An 18,647-nucleotide genomic window follows, 5' to 3' on the forward strand; every position below is an offset into this window, starting at 1 on the left:
AAACCGGCGGGCGCGGCGTCTCAGGCGACCAGGTGGCTGAGGATGGTGGCGACCTCGGTGGGACGGATCAGGATTCCGACGTGGCTGCTGTCGATCGAATGCACGTCGAACGGGTTGTCGGGCGCGCGGGCGTCCGCTTCCTTGATGAACCTGTCCTGGAGCGCGACGGGAATCGACCGGTCCGCGGTGAGCCTGATGTACGTACGCGGAATGCGGCCCCAGGTGGCTTCCTGGGCTCGATCGTCCGCCGAGCCGACGTCGAGGTTCTCGTCCGGCTCCAGGGTGTTGAGGAACGCCAGCAGCTCGCGTTCGGTCCCGTCGGCCAGGAGTTCGGCCCTGAAGTGGGCGAGGGTGGCGGGATCGGACGTACGCCAGTTCATCCTGAGCACGCCGAGCTCGGCCGGGTTTCCGACCAGCGGGGAGGTGTCTTCGCTGATGCGGACGGAGGAGTACTCAGGGGTCTGCATGTACTCCGCGGGGGTCAGGTCGACGCAGCACCAGGCCGAGACGTAGACGATCCGGCTGATCAGGTCCGGCACCGCGTTGCCGACGCCTGTGAGCGTCAGGCCTCCACGGCTGTGACCAACCAGGATCACCGGCCCATGCTCCGACGCTCGTCGAACGATCCCGATCACATGCTCGACGTTGTCCGCGAGCGTGACTCCAGCCAGCGTGGCCGGTGCGGTGGCCAGGGTCGCGAGGTCCTGCGGCGCCTGGTAGGACGCCGCGTACGCCGCCTCGAAGCCATGGCCCGGTAGGTCGACAGCGAGCGCGCGGTGGCCGCGCAGCGTGAGCTCGCGCAGGAGCGGGGCCCAGTGGAACGAGTTGCTGAACGAGCCGTGCACGAAGACGAACGTCGGAGTCATGTCCCGGACCCCTCCACACCAGGGCGCCGCGCGGTCACTTGACCGCTCCCGACAGCATCCCCGCGATGAAGTGGCGCTGCAGGAACAGATAGACCACGACCACCGGTGCCGCCACGATCGTCGCGCCGGCAGCCAGCAGCGAGAACTGCGAGGTGTGCTGTCCCTGGAAGAACGCCAGGCCGAGCGGTGCCGTTTTGAGATCCTCGGCGGTGATCATCACCAGGGGCATGAGGAATTCGTTCCAGGTCCACATGAAGATGAGCATCGACATCGTCAACAGGGCCGGCTTGCTGATCGGCACGAGAATCCGCCACAGCACGCCCCAGCGGGTCGCGCCATCCAGCTGCGCCGCCTCGATGAGGCTGGTGGGAATCCCGCGGAAGAAGTTACGCATCCAGAAGGTCGCGAACGCCAAGGACTGCGCGATCTGCGGGAAGATCAGCGACCAGTAGGTGTCGGTCAGTCCGATGTCGCGTAGGTCGTAGTAGAGCGGGATGATGAGCGCCTCGCTCGGCACCATCAAGCCGAGCAGGAGAAGGTAGAACAACACCGACTGGCCGCGAAAGCGCATGGTGGCGAAGGCGTAGCCGGCCAGGATCGCGAGGATGCTCGCCAGCACCACGACGCTCACGGTCACGATCGCGCTCGAGCGCATGTACGTGCCGAAGTGGCCTTGGTTCCAGGCGGTCAGGAAGTTGGCGAAGTGCGGTGAGTCCGGAAGCGTCAACGACGCCGAGGAGTTCGCCGGATCGGTGAGTGCCGACGACAGGACCCCGAGGAGCGGGAACAACGCGATCACGGCGAAGAACCCGAGGATGAGGTAGTTGAGGGTGGCTTCCCGCTTGGAGATCATGCGCGTTCTCCCGGGTCGATCCGGTTGATCACGGTCGTCACGATGAGGATGACCAGGGCGAGCAGGATGCCGACCGTGCAGGCCATACCCACCTGGTTGAGATCGAAGGCGCGGCGGTAGACCTCGAAGCCGGGCACTGTCGTGGTCGTGCCCGGTCCACCCCGAGTGGCGACGAAGATGAGGTCGAAGCTCTTGAGCCCCGCCACCACAGTGAGGGTCAGCGCCACCGCGATCTGCGGGCGGAGACCAGGCAGGGTGACGGCGAAGAACTCCCGGACCGGTCCCGCGCCGTCCAGGCGAGCCGCTTCGTACAGCTCCGGATTGATCTGTGAAACCCCGGCGAGGAAGAGGACGAGACAGAGGCCGATCTGCACCCAGGTGCCGATCAGGCCGACCGCCGGCAGTGCCCAGGTGAAGTCTCCGAGCCACGGCCGGGTGACGGCCTCCAGCCCGATGGCGGACAGGAACTGGTTGAGCACGCCCTGCGGCGCGTAGATGGCCGTCCAGACGGTCGCGACCACCACGGTGGCGACCACCTGCGGGAGGAAGATGACCACCCGGAAGAAGCCCATGCCCTTCAGCTTGGTCGCGTGCGTCATCAGCCCGGTGAGCAGAAGCGCGAGGCAGATCGGAAGCACCGAGAAAAAGACGATCAGGATCGCTGAGTGAAGGAACGCGTTCCCCAGAGCTCCGTCGGCGATGGCCTGGACGTAGTTGTCGAACCCGACCCAGGTCGCGGGCGACAGGCCGTCCCAGTCGTACAACGAGATCCAGAACCCGTGGAGCAACGGGAACAACAGGAAGGCGCCGAAGACAACGAGCGCCGGGAGCAGGTAGAGATACGCGATCCGGTCAGACTTGCGTGGCGCGCGTCGGGCGGAGGTGGGCACGACCGCGATCGCGCCCACCTCCGCCGTTGCCGCCATCTTCTCCGCGGACACCGACACAGACTCCGGTTTCCTCACATGGACTTCTTGAAGGCGCTGTAGTCCGCCTCCAGATTTCCAGTGAACTGCTTGACGTTGATCTTGCCGCCGATGAGCTGCTGGAGGTTGGCGGTCAGGGTGTCGTAGAACGTCGGGGTGGTGTAGTCGAGGTACGGAACCAGCCCGTCGTTCTCGCTGATCTTCTTCCACTCACCGAAGATGTCGGCGGTGAGGGTGCCGGACTTCGGCTGGTAGTTCGGTGGCGCCACCGCCGGGAGGTTAGCGGTCTCGGCGAGCACGTCGTCGGCGTGGGGGTTGGTGATGAAGTTGAGGTACGCCGCCGCCGCGTCGGGGTTCTTGCTCTTGGACGTGACTGCCCAGGCGAGACCCTCGCCGCCCTGGGTGACGCTGGACTGACCGGCCTGGGCCGGCGGCGGGCTCATGAAGCCGACCTTGTCACCCATGGCCTTCTCGAGTTCGGCGAGCCGCCAGGTGCCGTCGATGCGGAAGACACCCTGCCCCTTGGCGAAGTTGGCCGACGCGGCGTCACCGCTCAGGCCGTTCGCGCCGCTTGTCAAGTAGCCCTTGCGCGCCCAGTCGCTGACCAGCTGCGCGGCCTTGGTGGTGCCGCTGTCGTTCCAGGAGGCGTTGCCCTTCGCCGTCACGAGGTCACGCACCGCCTGCTTGCCGGCCGTGGCCGCCTGGACCACACCGAAGAGGTGGATCGCCGGGGACTTGTCGGACGTACCGAACTGGATCGGGATCTCACCCGCGGCCTTGATCTTGGGCAGCGCCGCCTCGAACTCCGCGAAGGTCTTGGGAACCTCGACGCCGACCTTCGTCAACAGATCCTTGTTGTAGTAGATGCCGACGATCTCGCCGGTCTGGGAAACGCCGTAGAGGCTGCCCGTCTGCCAGTCGCGACCGTTGGTGGAGAACTTGTTGAGGTCCAGCAGCTGCTTGGGGTACTTGGTGTTCCAGCCGTAGACCTTGGCGTACTCGTCGAGTGACGTGAGCAAGCCCGCCTTGACGAAGGCGCCCATGTCCGGGTAGCCCTGGTTGGCCTGGACGACGTCGGGCGGGTTGTCGCCGGACAACGCCAGCTTCAGCGTGGTCTTCGTGTCGTTCAGGGTGCGGGAGACCCGGTTGATCTTGATGTTGGGGTACTTCTGCTCGAACTCCTTGTTGAGCTTGAGCATCGCGTCGTTGGCCCCACCCGACGTGTTGATGTCCCACACTGTCAAGGTGGCCTTGCCGGCCTTGGCGGGGTCGGTCTGGATCTGACCGGTTGGCTTCGTGGTCGCCCCGGTGTCACCGCTGCTCCCGCCGGGCGCGCATGCCGCCGCCGCGACGATCGGCAGCGCGGCGAGTGCGAGGCCGACCCGCGCGAGACCCGGGCGGCTCCCCAACGTCTTTCGTGGACTCATGGAATTACCTTCTTGCTGGTAGTTGTCACGGACGCGTGCGTCGCGTGACCTCGGGACCCAGGAAAGCGAAGCTCGACTCCTCGCCTTGCGGGTCATACTTCATCAGCCAGGAGTTCAGGTCCTCCCAGGTGGGTGCGCTTACCGCGCCTCCCAGCGTTCGTACCGAATGCCCGGCGCAGAGATTGGCAAAAAGAAGGCGTTCGCGCAACGGCCATTCGGCGAGGGTGCCGAAGATGAACGACGCGAAGAACACGTCACCGGCGCCGGTCGGGTCGACCGCCTCGACTGTCAACGCCGGAGCGGAGGTGAGCTCACCAGTCGCCGCGTCGACCGCGACGGCGCCCTGGTCGCCGCCGGTGACCGCGACGAGAGGAACCCGCTCGGCCAGCTGCTTGGCGGCCACGGTGGGATCGTCCGTGCGGGTGTATGCCGTCGCCTCGGTGGTGTTGAGCACGAGGGCGTCGAAGTGCTCGAGGTTGGCGAGAACGTCAGGCGACCAACGCTCGGTGGCGTCCCAGCCCACACCACCGAAGAGCAGCGTGCCCTCGCCGCGTAGCTGGCGGGCCCACGCTGGCACGGCGTTCTCGGTGACACCAAGCTGCGCGGCCAGGGCGAGGGGGAGTCGCTCAGGAGTCAACGTGGTGATGGACTCCCAGTCAGGCTCCCCGTGGCTGAGGAACCTGCGGTCCTCGGCCTGGGTCACCGACACGGTGAGTGCTGTCTCGATCGCGGGCGAGAGTTCCGACCAGCGCAGGTCGAGGTTGGCCTCCTCGTGGAGAAGCTGCCAGAGGTGACTGCCGAACAGATCGGTGCCGGCGCGTCCGGCCAGGCCGGTACGAAGTCCGAGGCGCGCGGCAGCGACCGCGCGGTTGGCGACACCGCCTGGTGACACCGCGCGAGCGCGGGCCCACACTTCGGTGCCCGGTGTGGGCATCGCTTCTATCCCGGCCAACACGAGGTCGAAGAACAGCGCCCCCGCCAGGAATACATCGACCCGCGGTCGTTCCGTCGCGGACGCCGCGGGCGCGCTGTCGGCTGACACCGGTTGGCCTCCCAAACGCTCATACGTGTTCAGCGAGTGTGCAAGAGCTGAGCGACTTTGACAAGACCTGCGTGACCTTGCGCGAATTTTTGGATACGATCCCGCCGTGCTGCAGCGTGAGCGGGACCGACGCATCGTCAGGGCCCTGCGTGCCCAAGGCACCGTGTCCGCCATGGAGTTGGCCACCCAACTCGGCGTGAGTACGGCGACCATCCGTCGTGACCTCGAGCGGTTGGACCGCAACGGCGAGCTCAAGCGCGTGTACGGCGGCGCGATGCTCCTCGACGAAAGCGGTGAGGAGCCCCCCTTCGCCGTCTCCCACGACAAGGAGAGCCTGGCCAAGGAGGCGGTGGCCGCGAGGGCCGCCGCGGATCTGGTCGAGGACGACGACGTGTTGCTGCTCGACATCGGGACGACGACGTCTCGACTGGCCCGCCATCTGCACGGGCGCCGGGTCACCGTGATCACCAGCAACATCGCGGTCTTCGACGAGCTCCGCGACGATCCGGAAGTACAGCTGATCCTGCTGGGTGGCATGCTCCGCCGAAACTACCGCTCGTTGGTGGGATCACTGGCGGAGGCCGCACTTCAGCAGGTTTCGGCCGACCGGGTGTTCCTTTCGTGCACCGGCATCCGGCGCGACGGCCAGGTGGTCGACGACATGATGGTGGAAGCCTCGACCAAGCGGTCGATGATCGCCGCCGCCGAATCGGTCGTACTCCTTGCTCAGCCCCACAAGTTCCCGGGCAAGGGCTCGTTGAAGATCTGCAGCCTGACCGAAATCGACGTCCTGATCACGACTCCGGACGCCGACAAAGAAACGGTTGATATCTGCCGACAGGCAGGCGGAAAGGTACTAATAACGTGAAGCTGGCGATTCTTGGCGGAGGGGGATTTCGGGTCCCACTCGTGTACGGCGCACTTCTGCGCGACACTGCTTCGCCCCGTGTCGACGAGGTGGCGCTGTATGACCAGTCGCCAGAACGCCTCGCCGTCATCGAGTCCGTCCTGAGCCAACTGGCCAAGGGATATGACGACCCGCCGAAGGTCGTCGTCACAACTGACCTCGACAAGGCGCTCGAGGGGGCGCACTTCGTCTTCGCCGCGATCCGGGTTGGTGGCCTGGAAGGGCGTACGCGGGACGAGCGGGTCGCGCTCAATCTGGGCGTGCTCGGCCAGGAGACGACCGGGCCGGGAGGTCTGGCGTACGGCCTGCGGACGATCCCCGAGATGCTGCGCATCGCCGAGCGGGTCAAGGCGCTCGCGCCCGAGGCGTACTTCATCAACTTCACCAACCCGGCTGGCATGATCACCGAGGCGCTCCAGCGGGTGCTGGGGGAGCGGGTGATCGGCATCTGTGACACCCCTGGTGGGCTTGGCCGCCGGATCGCTGGTTCGCTCGGGATCGACGCGACCAGGGTGCAGGTCGACTACGTGGGCCTCAACCACCTTGGCTGGCTGCGCCGCCTGATCGTCGAGGGACGGGACCGGCTCCCGGAGTTCCTCGCGAACGCGCACGCCGTCTCCGCACTGGAGGAGGGCGCGATCTTCGGACCGGCCTGGCTCCAGACGTTGGGTGTCGTTCCGAACGAGTATCTGTACTACTACTACTTCAACCGGGACGCCGTCCGGTCGATCATCGACCAGCCGAACACCCGAGGGGAGTTCCTGGCCCGCCAGCAGGCCGACTTCTACCGCGCCGCCGGTGAGGACTCCGGCCACGCACTGGACCTGTGGCGCCAGACGATTGCCGAGCGTAAGGCGCTCTATATGGCGGAGGCGAAGGGCAAGCGCCATGACGACACGCCTGAGGCCGACGCGCTGGAAATCGAGACCGAAGAGGCGGGGTACGAACGCGTGGCGCTCGCGGTGATGGCCGCCATCGCGCGCGATGAGAAGTCGACCATCATCCTCAACGTCCGCAACGGTGGAACGCTCTCCGGCCTGGACGCAGACGCCGTCATCGAGGTGCCCTCGCTGGTGGATGCCAATGGCGCGCACCCGCTCGCCACGACTGCTCCAGACCTTCACCAGCTTGGACTCATGCAGCAGATCAAGGCGGTCGAACGCCTCACCATCGAGGCGGCGACGACCGGCTCATCCGACGCGGCGTTGAAGGCGTTCGCCCTGCACCCATTGGTGGATTCGGTGTCGGTCGCGCGTGACCTCCTGCGGGGGTACGTCGACGCCGAACCCGAGATCGCGCGGGTGCTCGGCCAGGACTGACCTGGCCCCTATGAGGCGGCCGGCGACCTGATGGGGAGGCGCAAGCCCGAGTTGTCAGAGGTTTCTCGGCTAAGAGACCGAGAAACCTCTGACAGCCCGGCAAGCCCAGCGACCTTGTTTCATATCGTGGGCTCACTATGCGAGATCGCCCATCGAGGTTGCGGTGACTTGGCGGAGGAGTGTCGGCTTAGAAGCCGAGACACCTCCGCCAAGTTGCCGCCCGCTACCCTCACGAAGCCGCGACCTGTCGGCGTGAGGGTTTCGAATAGGCCTCGATCTTCAGCCAACCGCAAGCCCGTCCGGTTTGTGGGACAACTGGCCCCACCGCGGCGAGGGATCGTGGACTGGTCCGAAGGATCGACCCCCTTCACACAGAGAAGCTTCGGACAAGTCGCGAACGTACTCGCGGGCCGCGGATTACCTCACGGACAGGGGCTGCTGGATCCAGCGCCACCTCGAGTCACGCCGTGGCGTCTCCTTCGGTCACTCAGGTGGTGTCAAGGAGGAGTTGACGCTCGGAGGTGGCGCGTGAGTCGGCGGCGCGCTGCTCGGCGACCGCCAGGTGGTCGCCGCCGCCATGCTCACGCCACCACGCCTGGCCCGCCGCGGGTAGGGCGTCGATCGGGTCGTAGTACTCATACGTCCTGGCGAGAGCGTCATCGTCGCCGGCCAATTCGATGCCGGTGCGGTAGTTCTTCTTCCAGTAGCTGATGCCGCGCACCTCGTCGTACTGCTCCACCTGGTGCACCCAGCGCTTACCGACGTACGGCACGTCGCAGACGATCCGCGGGGTCGCGAAGCCGGGAAGGTAGCCGAGGATGCTGTGCTGGAGGCTCTGGGCACGCTTGACCGAGATCCGCCAGTGCTCGCTGAACGGGATCATGTCGCACATGTAGAAGTAGTACGGCGTGATCGTCGCGCCGTCGAGCAACGCGAAGCACAGGTCGAGCAGTTGCTGCGTGGAGTCGTTGACCCCACGCATGAGCACACCCTGGTTGCGGACGTCGCGGATACCGGTTGTCAACATCGCCTTGGCGGCCCGAGCGACGAGCGGCGTCACCGACTGTGCGGCGTTGACGTGCGTGTGGATCGCGATCATCACGCCGCGCGCGTTGGCGGTCTGCGCGAGCCGCTCCATGCCGGCGCGCACCTCGTCCTGGAGCCAGTGCTGGGGGAGTCCCATCAGCGCCTTGGTGGCCAGGCGAATGTCGCGGATGTTCTCGATCTCCAGGAGAGCTGAGACGAACGCCTCCAGTCGGGGCCAGGGCAGGTTGGCAACGTCGCCGCCGGAGACCACCACGTCACGGACGCCGGGATGCGCCCGCAGGTAGTCCAGCATCGCGTCAAGGCGGCCTTGCGGCTTGAGCGCGAACTTCAGTTTCTCCACCTGTGGGGTGGAGTTGCCGACGAGGTCCATGCGGGTGCAGTGCCCGCAGTACTGCGGGCAGGTCGGCAGGAGTTCGGCGAGCACCTTCGTCGGGTAGCGGTGGGTCAGGCCCTCGGCCACCCACATCTCGTGCTCGTGGAGTGAGTCCCGGGTCGCCCGCGGGTGGGAAGGCCAGTCGGTACGCCGGTCAGAGAACACGGGCAGCATGTACCTGCGGACCGGATCCGCGTAGAACGTCTCGGTTGTGGGGGCTTCACCCGGGACCATCGTGTTGAGCATCTGCGGCGGAAGCAGCATCGACATGGTCGCCCGCTCGGACTGATCGCGTTCGAGGTCGGCGTAGAACCGCTCGTCGAGCAGGTCACCCATGACGGACTGGAGCTGCCTGACGTTCTTGACGCAGTGCGCCCGCTGCCACTGGGCAGACTCCCACTCGGCGACCGTCACGTCCCGCCATCCGGGCAACCGGGTCCAGCCCGGCTCGACGAGCGGGTGGAAGCGGTAGTCGTAGGGCTGCCCCTGGGATGTCTGCGTCACGGAAACTCCTCCGACCAAGCAGCCAGATTGAGGATGTCGTACTGTCTGTCCGGCAGAATACAGAAGAATATCCAGTAGCAATGACTGTAGCCCGCAGGATCTCCCAGGAGGTCGTGTTTACATGTCCCAGCCAGCCCGCCCGCCCGGATCCCCGATCGGGCTGCACCGCGTGCTCGAGCCCCCCGGTGTCCTCCCGCAGGCCGCCACCCGCCTGGACGTCCGGCCCGACCTGTGGCCTGACGAGGTTCGGATCAGGACAGAGCGGCTCAACCTGGACGCCGCGTCGTACCGCCAACTCCATGAGGCCCACGACAGCGATCCCGATGCGGTGCGGCGGGCTGTCCTGGAGATCGTGCGGGCTCGCGGCAAGATGCAGAACCCCGTCACGGGGTCCGGCGGCATGCTGGTCGGAACGGTCGAGGAGGTCGGACCGGCGTCACCGCTCGGGCTGGTGCCGGGGGATCGGATCGCCACGCTGGTCTCCCTCACGCTGACCCCGCTGGTGATCGAGGACGACCTGCGTGGCTGGGACGGTCGCGGCGAGCAGGTCCCGTGCGAGGGGTACGCGATCCTGTTCGGCCGCTCGATCGCGGCGAAGCTGCCCGACGATCTCCCGGCGCCGCTCGCGCTCGCGGTCATGGACGTCTGTGGAGCGCCGGCGCTCACAGCGCGGGTGGTCGAGGGCTACCGCGCGCCCACGGTCTGCGTGATCGGTGCGGCCGGCAAGTCCGGGTCCCTCGCCCTCGCGGCGGCGCGAAGAGCTGGTGCTGCCCGCACCATAGGCGTCGTACCCGTCGAGTCCGAGGAACGGGCGCTCACCAAGGCAGGGCTCGCCGACGCCGTGGTCCGCGCGGACGCCCGCGACCCGGTCGGACTGGCCACAGCGGTGGAGAAGGCTGGCGGTCCGGCCGACGTGACGGTGGTGTGCGTCGACGTACCCGACTGCGAGGGCGGCGCCGTCCTCGCGACCGCCGCCGGCGGGACCGTGATCTTCTTCTCCATGGCCACGTCGTTCAGTGCCGCGGCATTGGGAGCCGAGGGCCTCGCCGCCGACGTCACGATGCTGATCGGGAACGGCTACGTGCCCGGTCACGCGGCGTACGCCCTGGACCTGCTGCGCGCCGAGCCCGGCGTCCGCGCGGTGTTCGAGGCCAGGATGGGCGCATGACCACCTCCTCCTCGCAGCGCATCCTCTTCCGCGGCGGTGCGGTCCACACGCCCGGAAGCCCGGCCGCGACCGCCTTCTGCGTCGACGGCGGCACGATCGTCTGGCTGGGCACCGACGACGGGATCGAGCCGTACGCCAATGGCGCCGACCAGATCGTCGCGCTGGGCGGCCGGCTCGTGACGCCCGCGTTCGTCGACGCGCACGTCCACCTGTCGCAGGCTGGGTTGCGGTTGGCCGGCCTGGACCTCGCGGACGCGCGCCGTCGCGAGGACCTGCTGGACGCGTTGGCGGCGTACGCGAGGACCAACAGCGACGCGGTCATCCTCGGCTTCGGATGGGATGAGACCGGCTGGCCCGACCCCCGGATCCCGTCCGGTACCGAGCTCGAGCGGGCAACCCCGGGTCGCGCCGTCTACCTCGCGCGGGTCGACGTCCATTCCGGTCTCGTGTCGGGAGCGCTCCTCGACCGGGCGCCGGAGCTGGTGCGGGCACCTGGCTGGGATGGCACGAGCCGGGTCGAACGCGAGGCCCACCACGCGGCCCGGGACGCCGCCATGGCGCTGGTGACCCGTACCCAGCGCAAGGACGCGATCGTCGCCGCGCTCGCCGCCGCCGCGGCGGTCGGGATCGGCTCGGTCCACGAGATGGCCGCACCGCACGTCAACCCCGTCGACGATCTCGCCCTGCTGGACGAGGTGGCGGGGGAGCGGCCGATCCCCACAGTCGTCCGCTACTGGGGCGAACACGCCTCCACCGGTGGGGTCGAGCGGGCCCGCGCGCTCGGCTGTGCGGGCGCGGCCGGTGACCTGTGCGCCGACGGCGCCTTCGGGTCGAGGACCGCCGCGCTGCTGGCGCCGTACGCCGATCGACCGGGGCATGCGGGCCACGGTTACCTCGACGCCGAGGAGATAGCCGAGCACCTGATCGTGTGTACGCGGGCCGGGCTGCAGGGAGGGTTCCACTGCATTGGTGACGCCGCCACGTCGGCGGTGGTCGAGGGGTTCCGGCTCGCGGAGAAGGCGGTCGGCGCTGACCAGCTGGTCGCGTCCCGGCACCGGCTCGAGCACGTCGAGCTGATCGCGCCGGAGCTTGTCCGGGCGCTCGCGGCATACGGCGTGGTGGTGAGCGGGCAGCCGGCATTCGACGCGGAGTGGGGTGGGCGGGAGGGGATGTACGCCGCCCGCCTCGGTCCCGACCGTGCCCTGGCCGCGAACCCGTGGGCCGCGTTCCTGAGCGCCGGCGTTCCGCTGGCGTTCGGGTCAGACGCGCCGGTGACGCCGTTCGACCCGTGGGGAGGGGTCCGCGCGGCGGCGTACCACCACAACCCCGAGCACCGGATCGACGTGAGCGCGGCGTTCGACGCCCACACCCGCGGTGGCTGGTATGCCGCCGGCCACGACGACGGGGGAACGCTGCGGGTAGGTGGGGAGGCCACGTTCGCGGTGTGGGACCGCACGGGACCGGGGCTTCCGCCGCTCACGCCGGGTGCGCCGACGCCGGGCTGTGTCCGGACCGTCGTCGCCGGGCAGACCGTGTACGACAGGGAGCGACCATGACCACGACGGCCTACCGCCGCCACCTCGAGCTGGACCCGGCGACCGTGCGCAGAGCGCGGTCACTGGCCCGGCGCGCGGGGCGCCCGATCGTCCAGCTGGCCCGGGCCCACACGACTGTCTCCGTCGAGCGCGCCGTGCTGCGGCTCGCCGGGCTCACCGGAGCCGACCCCGACGGCACGCCGTGGGTCAACCGCCTGGTGGACGCCGTGCGCGCCGACGTCGGGCTCGACCACGGAGTCGCGCTCCCGGTCTGGGACGCGCTGACCCGTGGTACGGCCGACGATCTCGCCGCCCTTGCCCAGAAGGCGTCCGCCGGCTCGGTGCGGTTCCGGATGCCGGACGGCTCGGGGGCCCGACAGGCTGCCCGCGCCGCGCGGCGTTCGGTCAACGCGGGCATCCGTCGGATCGACACCCGGCGGCGGGAGCGTGAGCGCCTGGTCAAGCGACTCGGCGACCCGCCCCAGCGGCCGTGGATCTACCTCATCGTGGCGACAGGCGACATCTACGAGGACATCCCGCAGGCCCAGGCGGCCGCGCGCGAGGGCGCCGACGTCATCGCCGTGATCCGCTCGACCGGGCAGTCGCTGCTGGACTTCGTACCCGAGGGCGCGACCCGGGAGGGGTACGCCGGCACCTACGCCACGCAGGAGAACTTCCGGCTGATGCGGGCGGCCCTCGATGACGTGAGCAAGGAGCTCCGGCGCTACGTCCGGCTCACCAACTACGCCTCCGGTCTGTGCATGCCGGAGATCGCCACGCTCGCGGGGCTCGAGCGCCTCGACATGATGCTGAACGACTCGATGTACGGCATCCTCTTCCGCGACATCAACCCGATCCGCACCTTCGTCGACCAGCGGTTCAGCCGCCAGATCCACGCCCGCGCCGGCATCATCATCAACACCGGCGAGGACAACTACCTCACCACCGCGGACGCGGTCGACGCCGCCCACACCGTGACGGTCTCGCAGCTGCTGAACGAGTACTTCGCGAAGGAGGCGGGACTCGAGGACTGGCAGCTCGGCCTCGGGCACGCGTTCGAGATCGACCCGGCCCGGCCCGAGTCGTTCCGGCTCGAACTCGCCCACGCCCTGCTCGCCCGCGAGCTGTTTCCGAAGGCGCCACTGAAGTGGATGCCGCCGACCCGGCACATGGACGGTGACATCTTCCGCGGCTATCTGCTGGACGGCTTCTTCAACCTGGCCGGCATCCTCACCGGCCAGCAGATCCTGCTCGTCGGCATGATGACCGAGGCGGTCGTGACGCCGTGGTTGTCTGACCGCGACCTCGCATTGCGCAACGTCCGCTACGTTCTCAACGCCTGCGGCAACCTGCACGAGGACTTCCAGCCAGCGCCGGACGGCTTCATCGCCCAGCGCGCCCGCCAGGTGCTCGCCGAGGCCGTCGACCTGCTCGAACGCATCACTGACGACGGCCTGCTCAACGCGATCGCGGACGGAACCTTCGGGCTGATGCGCCGGCCCGCCTCCGGCGGCAAGGGACTCGACGGCGTGGCGAAGAAGTCGAGCGACTACTACAACCCCGCCACCGAACTCCTGGAGGAGGCGAGGCCATGAGCGGGCGCAGCATCGTCCGGCCGTACGGTGACACCACCGGGGACGGCATGGTGCAGCTGTCGTTCACGCTGCCCGTCCCGCACGACAAGCGCGCCGAGGGCGCGGCACTGCAGTTGGCGGAGAAGATGGGCCTCGACCCGGCGATGGTGGTGCACGCCAAGGCGGTCGGGCCGGCGTTCACGTACTTCATCGTCTATGGGCGGGTGAGCCACCTGGTCGATCTCTCGAAGGTCGAGGTGGTCGAGCGTGACTACCCACTGCTCAGTCCGAAGGAAGCCAACCTGACGATCAGGCGTGGGCTGCGGCGCCGGCTCGTCGTGGTCGGCGCCTGCATCGGGACGGACGCGCACACGGTGGGCATCGACGCGATCCTCAACGTCAAGGGGTTCGCGGGGGAGAAGGGGCTGGAGTACTACCGCGAGCTCAAGGTGGTCAACCTGGGTGCGCAGGTGGGGGTTCCGGACCTGGTCGCCAGCGCCCGCCGGGAGCACGCGGACGCCATCCTGGTCTCGCAGGTCGTGACCCAGAACGACGCGCACATCCGGAGTACGCGGGAGATGGCGGCGGCGTTCCGGGAGGCCTACGACGAAGCGGACCGCCCCCTGCTCGTGGTGGGCGGGCCGCGCTTCCACGAGTCGATGGCCGCTGATCTCGGCGTCGACCGGGTCTTCGGTCGCGGTACCACGCCCGGAGAGGTCGCGAGCTATCTCGTCCACGCCCTGGTGGACAGCCGATCCACGCCGTACCGAGAAAGGACCGCATGAGCGAGCGCAGCGAGCGAATCATTCAGCACAGTGTGCCTGGTGCCTCATGCGCGCCCGGAGCGAAGCGAGGACGTGCATGAGCGAGCGCAGCGAGCGAATCATTCAGTACAGCGCCATTAGTGCCTCATGCGCGCCCGGAGCGAAGCGAGGACGTGCATGAGCGAGCGCAGCGAGCGAATCATTCAGCACAGTGTGCCTGGTGCCTCATGCGCGCCCGGAGCGAAGCGAGGACGCGCATGAGCGAGCAGGCTTCCACCTCGACCTCTACGTCAGCCTCAGGCTCCGCTGAAGGCTCAAGCTCCAGTTCAGCTGCAGCATCAACCTCAACCTCAGCTTCAGGGTCTGCTTCCGGGGCCGACCCGCGACTTGGCCTCACCGTCGCCCATCGCCGGTACGTGTCGTACGCCGATGCGCACTACGCGGGCAACCTGGTGGCCGGCGGGTACGTGCTCTGCCTGTTCGGCGACGTCGCGACCGAGGTGTGCGTACGCACCGACGGGGACGAGGGGCTGCTGGCGTCGTACGCCGACGTGCAGTTTCGCGCCGCCGTACGCGCCGGCGACCTGCTCGAGGTGTCGGCCACCGTGGTGCGGGTTGGGAGGCGGAGCCGCGACCTGGACCTCGCGGCGCGAGTCCTCGCCCGGGGGGAGCCGGAGCGTGGGGAGTCGGCCGCGCGGGTCCTCGACGAGCCGATCGTCGCGGTGACGGCCCGGGCGACGGTTGTGGTGCCGGCATTCCCATGATCTCGCTGCCTGCGATACGCTCCGTGCTGTCCCGCTTGCCGATCTTGTAAGCCTTCGACACGCCGGGATCCGACACGCCGAACGTCCGACAAAATTTGGGCGTCGCGCAGGTGGACCGAAAGGGCCGATGACCTGCGTGTTTATGGCGTCTGTGCAGGTCATGGGCTGGTTGACACCACCCGGCCTTCCTCGCCATCGTCGTGTCCTGTCCACCGCAGGTCGATTCGGCTCGGGCCGGAGTCCTGGTCCTCGCGTGAGGAGTCCGGAGCCAGTTCTCGTACCACGCGACGACTTGGGACCCGCTCCGTGCGGTGGGGTGGCCACGGAACGGTCCGCCGCCCAGTAGACAACGATGCGTGGCACGCAGCCTGCGGGTCGCGCGTCGGTCCGAAGGGCGTGCGGGCCGTTCCGTCTCTCCAAGAGCCCGCGACCTCCGAGGTCCCGGGCTTGTCTGTTACGTGCACTTTGCCCCGCCCAGTTCTGAGCCCGGGGACACCAGAACACAGCTACGCGTTGTACCGTCCTGACATCTGGTGACGCCGGGATCCGTCGCGTTCGTCATCGACGTTCGTGAGCCCCCGTACCGGCTCAGTCCCCACCTCGGAGAAGGGCGGTGGCCTTGACGGTCGACGAGCGCACTGTCGAGCGCGCGAGCGTCGCGACGAGCGCCACCGGCACCAGGAGACGCATGGACACGCTGCCCTCGCGGCTCGCGCTCGCGGTGGTGGCAGGCGCCTCCCTCGCCGTGACCTTCCCGCCGCTCGGCTGGGTGTGGCTCATGCCGTTCTCCGTGGCCGTTCTCACGCTGGTCTGTCGGGGCGTGAGGGTACGCCGGGGAGCCCTGCTGGGCTTCGGGTTCGGAGTGGGCTTCTTCCTCGTGCTGCTGCAGTGGTCCCGGGTCGCCGGCCTCGACGGTTGGCTCGCCCTGAGCCTGGTCGAGGCCGCGTTCATGGCGGCTCTCGGCGCCGGTCTCACCCTCGTCACGCGGCTGCGGCTCTGGCCGGTCTGGGCCGCCGCTCTCTGGGTGGGCGTCGAGTTCGCACGGGGGGTGTTCCCGCTGGGGGGATTTCCGTGGGGTCGGCTCGCGTTCGCCCTCGACGACACCCCTATGGCCGCGCTCGCGAGCCTGGCCGGTGTGCCGTTCGTGTCGTTCGTCGCCGCCCTGGTCGGCAACCTCCTGCTCTGGGCTGTGCTCGCGCGTGGGCGCGGGCTCGGCGTCCGGGGAGTTGCCGTGGGCGCGGCCGCGGCGCTCGCCTTCGGCGGGCTGCTCGTGCCACTGCCGACCGCGGGGGAGGGCACGGCCACGGTCGCTGTCGTCCAGGGCAACATCCCCGGCCGCGGACTGGAGTTCCTCGGCCGCGCGCGTACCGTCACCCGTAACCACCTCGCGGCCACCCAGGAGCTGATGCGCGACGTCGAGGCGGGCAGGGTGCCCCGGCCCGACTTCGTGCTCTGGCCCGAGAACTCCACCGACATCGACCCGTTCAACGACCTGATCACCCGGGACACCGTGGAGCAGGCTGTCCACACCGCCGGCGTACCGATCCTGGTCGGTGCCATCCTCGACGGCCCAGGCCCCTACTACCGTCGTACGACCGGTGTCGTCTGGGACCCGAAGACCGGGCCGGGACAGACCTACGTCAAACAGCATCCGGTGCCGTTCGGGGAGTACATCCCGTTCCGCCAGCTCCTCCTGCCCTACATCGACCGGCTGCAGCTGGTGGGGCGCGACACCTACGCGGGTAACAAGCCTGGCACGATGCGGATCGCCGGCTACGACGTCGGTGAGGTCATCTGCTTCGAGATCGCCTACGACGGCATCGTCCGCGAGGTCGGCCAGGGAGACTCGCAGATGCTGGTCGTCCAGACCAACAACGCCACCTTCACTGGCACCGGCCAGCCTCAGCAGCAGTTCGCGATCACCCGGATGCGCGCGATCGAGTACGGCAAGGAAGCTCTCGTCGCGTCCCCGAACGGCATCAGCGGCATCATCGCCCCCGACGGAAAAGTGATCGCGCAGTCGAAGGAGGCCACCCGCCAGGTGTACGTCGCGAAGGTGCCGCTGCGCACCACGCCGACGTTGGCCGCCCGCCTGGGCGCGGTTCCCGAATGGTTATTGATCGCCGTCGGCCTGGGCGCGGTTGGTCTCGCCCTCAGTCGCCGGCGCCGGCGCACGTCCACGGATCCGGACACCGATCGGGCGACACCAGAGCACAAGGGGGCCGCGTGAGCGAGCGAACAATTCAACGCAGCGCCTTGAGTGCCTCATGCGCACCCGGAGCGAAGCGAGGATGCGTATGAGCGAGTCAGTGGAGCGGACCTTCGCCGACCTGGGTCGGATCCTCGTCGTCCTGCCTACCTACAACGAGGCGGACAACCTCGAGCGGACCCTGAAGCGGCTCCGGGCGTCGGTGCCGGAGGCGGACGTCGTTGTCGCCGATGACGCCTCGCCTGACGGGACGGGCGAGATCGCCGACCGGGTAGCGGCTGAGGACCCCCAGGTTCACGTACTACACCGGCCCAGGAAGGCAGGTCTTGGCACCGCCTACCGCGAGAGCTTCGCCTGGGGGCTGGAGCGCGGTTACGACGTCCTCTGCGAGATGGACTGCGACGGCTCCCACCAACCCGAGGAGTTGCCGCAGCTGCTGGCGGCCCTGCGTACCTCCGACCTGGTGATCGGGGCCCGCTGGGTGCCGGGCGGTCGGGTCAAGAACTGGTCGAAGGCGCGGGAGGTGTGGTCCCGCTGCGCGAACCTCTACGCGCGGCTTGCGCTCGGCCTCCCGCTGGGCGACGCGACCGCGGGGTTCCGGGCGTTCCGCCGAGCTACTCTCGAGGGGATCGACCTCCACGACGTCGCGTCGCAGGGGTACTGCTTCCAGATCGAGCTTGCCTGGCGGGCCTACCGGACCGGTTTCCGGATTGCCCAGGTGCCGATCGTGTTCCTCGAACGCGAGTACGGCACCAGCAAGATGGACCGGAACGTCATGATCGAGTCCTTCCGCCGGGTGACCGCGTGGGGCGCGGCGTACCGCGTCCAGCAGATCCGGGAGCTGGTGTCCGGGAAACGAAGGTGAACGCTCTGATGCCGCTGCTCGCACTCCTCGCACTGATCGGCCTACCCCTGCTGGAGATCTACGTCATCATCCAGGTGGGACAGGTGATCGGCGGTTGGTGGACGCTGGCCGCTCTGCTCACGGTCAGCGCGGCCGGTCTGTGGCTGGTCAAGCGCGAGGGCCGACGTACCTGGCGGGCCCTCAACCGCGCGCTGGAGGAACGCCGGCCGCCCGACGGGGAGCTGCTCGATGCCGGACTCGTCCTGGTCGGCGGGGCGTTGATGGTGGCGCCCGGGTTCGTCACCGACGCGGCCGGGCTGGCGCTGCTCTTCCCAGGCACCCGGCCAGTCACGCGACGCATGCTCAGGTGGGTTCTCGGTCGCCGGCTCGCCCGCCAGATGGAGCGGGTACGCCGCGCCAATGGTGGGCCCGGTGTCCCCGCTGGGTCGTCGCCCGGACCCGTGATCGAGGGCGAGGTTGTCGACCGGCGAGAGACCACGCCCTGACCAGGTGCCCGGGCGCGGC

Annotated in this window: 16 protein-coding genes; 10 read left to right on the forward strand and 6 right to left on the reverse strand. The window is 68.5% G+C overall.

Annotation, left to right across the window (positions count from 1 at the left end; genetic code table 11):
* Positions 1 to 20: 20 nt before the first annotated feature.
* Genes B141_RS0103995 through B141_RS38765 form a run of 5 tightly spaced genes read right to left on the reverse strand, consistent with a single transcriptional unit; the run spans position 21 to position 5,114 of the window.
* Positions 21 to 866 carry an alpha/beta hydrolase gene (locus tag B141_RS0103995; RefSeq protein WP_020573883.1) on the reverse strand — a complete coding sequence of 282 codons (846 nt, stop codon included), beginning with the start codon at positions 864 to 866 and terminating at the stop codon, positions 21 to 23.
* Positions 867 to 900: 34 nt separating this feature from the next.
* Positions 901 to 1,719 (reverse strand): carbohydrate ABC transporter permease, encoded by an 819-nt coding sequence (locus tag B141_RS0104000; RefSeq protein WP_020573884.1) that lies wholly within the window; start codon positions 1,717 to 1,719, stop codon positions 901 to 903.
* A complete protein-coding gene (locus B141_RS0104005; RefSeq protein ID WP_237742609.1) occupies positions 1,716 to 2,684 on the reverse strand; it encodes a carbohydrate ABC transporter permease in 969 nt (322 codons plus the stop codon). Before B141_RS0104005 ends, B141_RS0104000 begins: the two co-directional genes overlap by 4 nt.
* The gene (locus tag B141_RS0104010; protein WP_020573886.1) at positions 2,681 to 4,072 is read right to left on the reverse strand and encodes an extracellular solute-binding protein; all 1,392 of its coding nucleotides are present in this window, start codon (positions 4,070 to 4,072) and stop codon (positions 2,681 to 2,683) included. The genes B141_RS0104005 and B141_RS0104010 overlap by 4 nt, the downstream gene beginning before the upstream one ends.
* 25 nt (positions 4,073 to 4,097) lie before the next feature.
* Positions 4,098 to 5,114 carry a carbohydrate kinase family protein gene (locus tag B141_RS38765; protein WP_020573887.1) on the reverse strand — a complete coding sequence of 339 codons (1,017 nt, stop codon included), beginning with the start codon at positions 5,112 to 5,114 and terminating at the stop codon, positions 4,098 to 4,100.
* A gap of 106 nt (positions 5,115 to 5,220) precedes the next feature.
* On the opposite strand from B141_RS38765, the gene B141_RS0104020 reads away from it, so the two are divergent.
* Both B141_RS0104020 and B141_RS0104025 read left to right on the forward strand, forming a co-directional pair.
* The gene (locus B141_RS0104020; protein ID WP_020573888.1) at positions 5,221 to 5,982 is read left to right on the forward strand and encodes a DeoR/GlpR family DNA-binding transcription regulator; all 762 of its coding nucleotides are present in this window, start codon (positions 5,221 to 5,223) and stop codon (positions 5,980 to 5,982) included.
* On the forward strand, positions 5,979 to 7,340 hold the full coding sequence (locus B141_RS0104025) for a 6-phospho-beta-glucosidase (RefSeq protein ID WP_020573889.1): 1,362 nt from the start codon (positions 5,979 to 5,981) through the stop codon (positions 7,338 to 7,340). The genes B141_RS0104020 and B141_RS0104025 overlap by 4 nt, the downstream gene beginning before the upstream one ends.
* Before the next feature lie 487 nt (positions 7,341 to 7,827).
* Here the strand turns inward: B141_RS0104025 and B141_RS0104030 are convergent, their stop codons facing one another.
* The gene (locus B141_RS0104030; RefSeq protein ID WP_020573890.1) at positions 7,828 to 9,264 is read right to left on the reverse strand and encodes a KamA family radical SAM protein; all 1,437 of its coding nucleotides are present in this window, start codon (positions 9,262 to 9,264) and stop codon (positions 7,828 to 7,830) included.
* A gap of 121 nt (positions 9,265 to 9,385) precedes the next feature.
* On the opposite strand from B141_RS0104030, the gene kdd reads away from it, so the two are divergent.
* The 8 genes from kdd (at position 9,386) to B141_RS0104070 (ending at position 18,628) form a co-directional block, all read left to right on the forward strand.
* Positions 9,386 to 10,432 (forward strand): L-erythro-3,5-diaminohexanoate dehydrogenase, encoded by a 1,047-nt coding sequence (kdd, locus tag B141_RS0104035; protein ID WP_020573891.1) that lies wholly within the window; start codon positions 9,386 to 9,388, stop codon positions 10,430 to 10,432.
* Complete coding sequence (locus B141_RS0104040; protein ID WP_020573892.1) at positions 10,429 to 11,988, forward strand: amidohydrolase; 1,560 nt, start codon at positions 10,429 to 10,431, stop codon at positions 11,986 to 11,988. The genes kdd and B141_RS0104040 overlap by 4 nt, the downstream gene beginning before the upstream one ends.
* Complete coding sequence (kamD, locus tag B141_RS0104045) at positions 11,985 to 13,562, forward strand: lysine 5,6-aminomutase subunit alpha (RefSeq protein WP_020573893.1); 1,578 nt, start codon at positions 11,985 to 11,987, stop codon at positions 13,560 to 13,562. Before B141_RS0104040 ends, kamD begins: the two co-directional genes overlap by 4 nt.
* The gene (gene kamE / locus B141_RS0104050; RefSeq protein ID WP_020573894.1) at positions 13,559 to 14,326 is read left to right on the forward strand and encodes a lysine 5,6-aminomutase subunit beta; all 768 of its coding nucleotides are present in this window, start codon (positions 13,559 to 13,561) and stop codon (positions 14,324 to 14,326) included. The genes kamD and kamE overlap by 4 nt, the downstream gene beginning before the upstream one ends.
* Positions 14,327 to 14,562: 236 nt before the next feature.
* Positions 14,563 to 15,069 carry a 3-aminobutyryl-CoA ammonia lyase gene (gene kal / locus B141_RS38770; RefSeq protein ID WP_084678081.1) on the forward strand — a complete coding sequence of 169 codons (507 nt, stop codon included), beginning with the start codon at positions 14,563 to 14,565 and terminating at the stop codon, positions 15,067 to 15,069.
* Positions 15,070 to 15,682: 613 nt separating this feature from the next.
* Complete coding sequence (lnt, locus tag B141_RS38775; RefSeq protein ID WP_020573896.1) at positions 15,683 to 17,299, forward strand: apolipoprotein N-acyltransferase; 1,617 nt, start codon at positions 15,683 to 15,685, stop codon at positions 17,297 to 17,299.
* 67 nt (positions 17,300 to 17,366) lie between these two features.
* Positions 17,367 to 18,143 (forward strand): polyprenol monophosphomannose synthase, encoded by a 777-nt coding sequence (locus tag B141_RS0104065; protein WP_020573897.1) that lies wholly within the window; start codon positions 17,367 to 17,369, stop codon positions 18,141 to 18,143.
* Positions 18,144 to 18,151: 8 nt separating this feature from the next.
* Positions 18,152 to 18,628: an FxsA family protein gene (locus tag B141_RS0104070; protein ID WP_040420455.1), complete on the forward strand. Its 477-nt coding sequence runs from the start codon at positions 18,152 to 18,154 to the stop codon at positions 18,626 to 18,628.
* The last annotated feature ends 19 nt before the right edge of the window (positions 18,629 to 18,647 follow it).

Origin of the sequence: Actinopolymorpha alba DSM 45243 (genome assembly GCF_000373925.1) — a bacterium.
In the GTDB taxonomy this organism is placed as follows: Bacteria; Actinomycetota; Actinomycetes; order Propionibacteriales; family Actinopolymorphaceae; genus Actinopolymorpha; species Actinopolymorpha alba.

Coding starts and splice junctions, on each gene's coding strand:
- B141_RS0103995 (WP_020573883.1), bottom strand. CDS start 866: ATGACTCCGACGTTCGTCTTCGTGCACGGCTCGTTCAGCAACTCGTTC.
- B141_RS0104000 (WP_020573884.1), bottom strand. CDS start 1,719: ATGATCTCCAAGCGGGAAGCCACCCTCAACTACCTCATCCTCGGGTTC.
- B141_RS0104010 (WP_020573886.1), bottom strand. CDS start 4,072: ATGAGTCCACGAAAGACGTTGGGGAGCCGCCCGGGTCTCGCGCGGGTC.
- kdd (WP_020573891.1), top strand. CDS start 9,386: ATGTCCCAGCCAGCCCGCCCGCCCGGATCCCCGATCGGGCTGCACCGC.
- B141_RS0104040 (WP_020573892.1), top strand. CDS start 10,429: ATGACCACCTCCTCCTCGCAGCGCATCCTCTTCCGCGGCGGTGCGGTC.
- kamD (WP_020573893.1), top strand. CDS start 11,985: ATGACCACGACGGCCTACCGCCGCCACCTCGAGCTGGACCCGGCGACC.
- kamE (WP_020573894.1), top strand. CDS start 13,559: ATGAGCGGGCGCAGCATCGTCCGGCCGTACGGTGACACCACCGGGGAC.
- kal (WP_084678081.1), top strand. CDS start 14,563: ATGAGCGAGCAGGCTTCCACCTCGACCTCTACGTCAGCCTCAGGCTCC.
- B141_RS0104065 (WP_020573897.1), top strand. CDS start 17,367: ATGAGCGAGTCAGTGGAGCGGACCTTCGCCGACCTGGGTCGGATCCTC.
- B141_RS0104070 (WP_040420455.1), top strand. CDS start 18,152: ATGCCGCTGCTCGCACTCCTCGCACTGATCGGCCTACCCCTGCTGGAG.